We start from the raw sequence: 5474 nt of genomic DNA on the forward strand, positions 1-5474 counted from the left end.
TTGGCCCATAGCTTGCCGACGCCCTCCGGGACGTCGTCGGCCGTGGGGACTGGGAGGAAGGAGATGCGTGCGTCGTCAGCCATGACGGCACTGTATGCCGCTGACTTCCCTTCCGCTGTCAGGCCGGCGCGAGTGCCGAGTCGGGCACGTCGACGGGGGCTCCGGCTGCCTCGCCGAGCGCCCGCAGCGCGGCCGAGACGGCCGGGACGCGGAGCAGGTCGGAGGTCGTCACCGCCAGGATCTGACGCCGGGAGGGCGGCGTGAGCGAGAGGGTGACGACCTCCTCGTGCTTGGCAGCGTTGAGGATGAGATCGGGCACGAGCGCGACCCCGAGACCGACGGTGACAAGGCCGATCTGGGCGACGTAGTCCTCGATCTCGAACGCGACGTTGGGCCGGAAGCCCTCGTGGTGCGCGAGAGAGACGAGGTGGCCCCGACAGCGTGGGCATCCCGCGATCCACTCCTCGTCCGCGAAGTCGGACATCGAGACGCTCTCCCGGCCAGCCAGGGGGTGGTGCTTCGGGACGACGACGCGGACCTCGTCGTCGAGCAGGTGCTGGGTCTCGAGGAGGGTCAGATCCTCCTCGAGCTCGCCGAGGTCGGCGCCCTCGTAGGCGAAGGCCACCGCGACGTCGCAGTCGCCGTTGCGCAGGGCGGCGAGCGACTCGGGCGGCTCGGCCTCGGTCAGGGTGACGGTGATGTCGGGGTGGCGCCGCTTGAGGATGGCGAGCGCTCCCGGGACGAGGGTGGCGGACGAGCTGGGGAAGGCCTGGAGCCGGACCCGTCCGGCCCGGAGCCCGGCGATCGCGGTGATCTCCTCCTCGGCGGCGTCGAGGGCGGCGAGCACACCCACCGCGTGGCGCGCGAGTACCTGTCCGGCCTCAGTGAGGCGGACCTGGCGGCCGTAACGTTCCACGAGCACGGTGCCGGTGCGCTGCTCGAGGCGCCGGACCATCTGGGAGATCGCCGGTTGGGAGAAGCCGAGGGCGTTCGCGGCGCCGGTGAAGCTGCCCTCGTCGGAGATGGCCTTCATCACCCGGAGGCCTGCTGCGTCGATCATGCTTGAAGCATAACTCAGGATTATGGTTTTGAGGCTTTCTCCGCATGCGACGTAGGCTGTGCACGTGAAACTTGCGACGACCCGGGCCCTGCCGCTCGTCACGGAGGACCTCGGGACGCTTGACGACCTCGTCGACCTCGTCAGCGGTGGCGGGGTCCTCGTGTTGAGTGGTGCGGGGATGTCGACGGACTCGGGGATCCCGGACTACCGGGGGCCCGACGGGACACGCCGCGTCGAGCCGATGACGCTTGGCGAGTTCACCGGGTCGTCGGAGGCACGCCGGCGCTACTGGGCGCGCAGCTACATCGGTTGGCAGCGGTTCACGGCGGCCCGGCCCAACTCCGGGCACGAGCGCGTCGCGGAGCTGCAGCGACACGGATATGTCGGGCCGATCATCACCCAGAACGTCGACGGGTTGCACCAGGCGGCGGGTGCCCAGGACGTCGTGGAGCTGCACGGGTCACTCGACCGGGCTGTCTGCCTGACGTGCGGTGAGGTGACCTCGCGCCAGGGCCTGCACGAGCGGATGACCGAGGCGAACCCCGGCTTCAGGGAGCGGTTCGCGGCGGAGGCGGCTGCGGTCGGGTCGCAGTGGGGGGAGCAGGTGCGCCCGGACGGCGACATCGTCGTGGCGGACTCGCTCGTCGAGTCCTTCTTCCCGCCGCTGTGCCTCGTCTGCGGGCGTGACACGGTCAAGCCCGACGTCGTGTTCTTCGGCGAGTCCGTCCCGAAGGGCCTCGTGGAGAAATGCTTTGGCCTGGTCGACGAGGCTGGGGCAGTCTTGGTGCTCGGATCATCGCTGGCCGTCATGAGCGGCTATCGCTTCGTGCGGCACGCGGCCCGGATCGGGGTGCCGGTTGCCATCGTGACGCGCTCGGCGACCCGGGGAGACGCGGAGGCGACGGTCCGGTTGCACGCCCCGCTCGGGGCGACTCTGGACGCGTTGGGAGTGGCACTTGGACACGGGGACTGACCTCCGCTGGTACTCGACCCTTCCCGCTCTGGGTCCCGGGCCCTCGGTCCACTGGGCATCGGCGGCCTTTGAGGCGGAGCTACGGGACTGGGTGGCAGAGGTGCTCGGCGGCCTGGGGGTCGACGTCATGGCGCTGGAGCAGGTGCACCTTCGGCCGTGGTCGACGGTGTGGCGGGTGCGGGGCAGCGACGGCGCCGACTACTGGGCGAAGCAGAACTGCGAGCACCAGAAGTTCGAGGCGCGGCTCCTCCGGGTCCTCGACGAGCTCGCTCCCGACCGGGTCGTCCCGGTCGTCGGGATCGACGCTGGCCGGGGCCTGCACCTCGTCCCTGACCAGGGGCGCGTGCTCGCCGAGACCATCGCTCCCGACGACGTGGACGCGTGGTGTCATGTCGTGGCGCACGCCATGTCCCTCCAACGGGACCTTGCCGGGGCCGAGAGCCGCCTCGTTGCCGCCGGCATCACGACCATGCGGACCGGGGACGCCGCCGACTACGTGACCGTGCGGACGGAGCAGCTGAACGGGCTGCCGGTCGGCGACCCGCTGCGGCTCGCTGACGACGACGCGTCCGCGCTCAGGGCTCTGGGTCCGACGGTGACCGAGTGGGTCGAGCGGCTCTCAGCCCTCGGTCTGCCAGAGGCCTTGGTGCACAATGACCTTCACGCCAACAACGTCTTTCCCACAGCCGACGGCCGGCTGCGCTTCTTTGACTTCGGTGACGCCGTGCTCGCCCATCCGCTGAGCGCGCTGATGATCCCGCTCAACATCCTGGCTCACCGCTTCGAGGCGTCGCCCGATGATGCCCGGCTGCGAAGGGTGGCCGACGCAGGGCTGGAGGTGTGGAGCGACATCGCGCCGTCCGCCGAGCTGCGGGCGGCGCTTCCGGCGGCGCTGCAGCTCGGCCGGTTGGGGCGGGTCGAGTCGTGGCTCCGCGTCTGCGTGACGCTCACCGATGAGGAGCTGGCCGAGTACGGCGATGCCGCCCCGTACTGGCTGGGATCGCTGCAGAGCGAGCCCTTCCCCGCGTGAGCGTGCTTCGATCGGCGCCCTCACCCACTGATCAGCCTGACGAATCAGTGGGTGAGTCTTGCGGCAGCTGCTGGTTCCGGTTACACGCGGGCCTTGAGCCCCGCCGCGATCTGTGTGGCCCACGCGTCGATGGCCGACCAGTCGCGGAAGTCGCCGGCCGGCATGGCGTCCTTGGCTCCGGGCAGGTGCTGCATCATTCGCTCGGTCAGACCGACCGGCGGAGCGTCCGGGTCCCAGGCGCCGAAGAAGACCTGTTCGCCGCGCGTCTGCAGCAGGTCGATCAGCTCGTCGAACTCCTTCGGCCGGCCCTCCTTGAGGACGTCGCGTCCCTCCTTGTCCACGAGGTCGGTGCCGAGCGGTCCGCTGCTGAACAGCCAGACGGGACGCTCGCGCAGCTCCTTCTGGTGTCGCCTGGCAAAGGAGGTGGCGTCCTTGAGCCAGTGGTACATGTAGGCCGCACCCCCGATGATGACCGCGTCGTACTGGTCGACGCCGTCGACGTCCCCGACCGGTCGCGCCTCCGCGGGCAGGTCTGCGGCGGTCAGGGTTGCCGCGATGCGTTCGGCGATGCCCGCGGTCGAGCCGTGCCTGGTGGCGTAGGCAACGAGAATGTTCATGGAGCTCCTTCCCTCGTCCTGAGCGCCATGGCACCACCCGAGGCAGCATGGCCATAGGGGCGTAAGTCCCGGAACCCACCCGCTCAGGCGGCTCCGGTGTCCACGGACTGCACCTGGTCGCGAATGTCGTCTAGCTCGCTCGGCCACACCTCGACCGTCTGCACGACCCAGAAGGCGCCGAAGAGCAGAATGACGACCGCCTCAGCCACCAGGATGATGTGGGCGAAACCCTCGATGACCAGGTGCAGCGCCACCGTGCCCGCGAGGGCCACACCGAGCAGAACGGCCAGCGCGTAGTAGATACGCCGGAACTTCTGTCCTCGTTCACTGGACGGCTGGTACAGCGCGTTGAACACCATCACCGCGATCACCCCGGCGACCATCGTGGCTGCGGCGATCCCGTGGCTCAGGTGGATGAACGAGTCACGCTTCCAGAGGAAGAAGCCGAGCTCGACGACGAGGACGATGCCGCACACCACGGAGGCGATCCGCGAGCCGGGAGTGGCCGAGGTCACCAGCTCGCCCCGACGAGCAAGGACATAACGCACGATGGCAGCCGTCACCGCGACCACGATGAGGGCCCAGATGTTGTTGCGGACCGCGTTGGCCACCTCGAGGGTGGTCAGCGTGGGAGTCGGACCACACGCGCCGTCAGGGACCGTGGGCACCATGGCCACGACGAACGCCATGAAGCCCGAGAAGTCGAGCAGGACGTCCTCCTCGGCCGATCGTGCCTTGTGCACGATGAGCAGCGCTCCAAGGCCGAACAGCGCGCCGACGAAGACGGTGCGCGCCGGCGTGAAGTAGTACGCACTGATCGACCCCAGGAAGCAGCCAGCGTTGACGATGCCCTCGTAGGCCACGGCGAACAGCAGCATGAGGAGCAGGGCGATCATGCCGGCCCGTAGGTACCGGTAGGTGTACAGCACGTCTCGCCCGAGCTCCGGGTCGGTCTTCTGTCGCGCGGTCCTCGTCATGACACCTGAGTGTGTCGCACGAACGGGACTGACGCCCAACAAAACTCAGCGGAGGTGCGGAACCCGACTCAGCGGCATACGGCAACTGCTGTGTGTCAAACGCGACGCAGGACTGCGGTGACCTTGCCGAGGATGGTCGCCTGGTCGCCGTCGATGGGGGAGAACTCGGGGTTGTGCGGCAACAGCCAGACGTGGCCGTCCTTGCGCTTGAACGTCTTCACCGTCGCCTCGTTGTCGAGGAGCGCCGCCACGATCTCACCGTTGTCAGCCGTCGGCTGCTGCCGGACGACGACCCAGTCACCGTCGCAGATCGCCGCGTCGATCATCGAGTCGCCGACGACCTTGAGGAGGAAGAGGTTGCCCTCGCCGACGATCTGCTTCGGCAGGGGGAAGACGTCCTCGACGACCTCCTCGGCGATGATCGGCGCGCCGGCGGCGATCTGGCCCAGGAGTGGCACGTAGGCAGCGGCCGGCCTGGCATCGCCAGAGCCCGTCTCGGAGTCCTGCTGCGGCGTCGTGTCGACGTCGAAGCCCATCACGGTGCCGCCGCGGCCCCGGTAGCCGGTCGCATCGGCTGGTGAGTCGGGGGAGACGATCTCGATGGCGCGGGGGCGGTTGGGGTCCCGCCGCAGGTAGCCCTTGGCGACGAGGGCGTTGAGCTGGTGCGAGACGCTCGACGGGCTGGCGAGACCGACGGCATCGCCGATCTCGCGCATGCTCGGCGGGTAGCCACGTCGGTCGACCGAGTTGCGGATCACCTCGAGAACGCGCCGCTGGCGAACGGTCAGGCCGTCTCCCTTGTTGCGGTCGGGAAGCT

The 5474-nt window shown here is 69.2% G+C and carries 6 protein-coding genes; 2 read left to right on the top strand and 4 right to left on the bottom strand.

From position 1 onward, the window contains the following. Positions 1-118: 118 nt before the first annotated feature. The gene (locus ABF401_RS18515) at positions 119-1060 is read right to left on the bottom strand and encodes a LysR family transcriptional regulator (protein WP_353511060.1); all 942 of its coding nucleotides are present in this window, start codon (positions 1058-1060) and stop codon (positions 119-121) included. A gap of 58 nt (positions 1061-1118) precedes the next feature. Here ABF401_RS18515 and ABF401_RS18520 point away from each other — a divergent pair, with 58 nt between their 5' ends. Then, positions 1119-2033 carry a Sir2 family NAD-dependent protein deacetylase gene (locus tag ABF401_RS18520; protein ID WP_353511061.1) on the top strand — a complete coding sequence of 305 codons (915 nt, stop codon included), beginning with the start codon at positions 1119-1121 and terminating at the stop codon, positions 2031-2033. Beyond that, complete coding sequence (locus ABF401_RS18525; protein ID WP_353511062.1) at positions 2017-3063, top strand: aminoglycoside phosphotransferase family protein; 1047 nt, start codon at positions 2017-2019, stop codon at positions 3061-3063. Before ABF401_RS18520 ends, ABF401_RS18525 begins: the two co-directional genes overlap by 17 nt. An 80-nt stretch (positions 3064-3143) precedes the next feature. Here ABF401_RS18525 and ABF401_RS18530 read toward each other — a convergent pair whose 3' ends face one another. The 3 genes from ABF401_RS18530 to lexA form a co-directional block, all read right to left on the bottom strand. Further along, on the bottom strand, positions 3144-3680 hold the full coding sequence (locus tag ABF401_RS18530; protein WP_353511063.1) for a flavodoxin domain-containing protein: 537 nt from the start codon (positions 3678-3680) through the stop codon (positions 3144-3146). Positions 3681-3763: 83 nt separating this feature from the next. Further along, entirely contained in the window at positions 3764-4657 is an 894-nt protein-coding gene (locus tag ABF401_RS18535) for a hypothetical protein (RefSeq protein WP_353511064.1), read from the bottom strand. A 95-nt stretch (positions 4658-4752) separates the two neighbouring features. Further along, the coding region (gene lexA, locus ABF401_RS18540) for a transcriptional repressor LexA (RefSeq protein ID WP_353511065.1) at positions 4753-5474 on the bottom strand (722 nt) is incomplete at its 5' end.

The sequence above is a fragment of the Intrasporangium sp. genome (assembly GCF_040414665.1).
Classification (GTDB): domain Bacteria; phylum Actinomycetota; class Actinomycetes; order Actinomycetales; family Dermatophilaceae; genus Intrasporangium.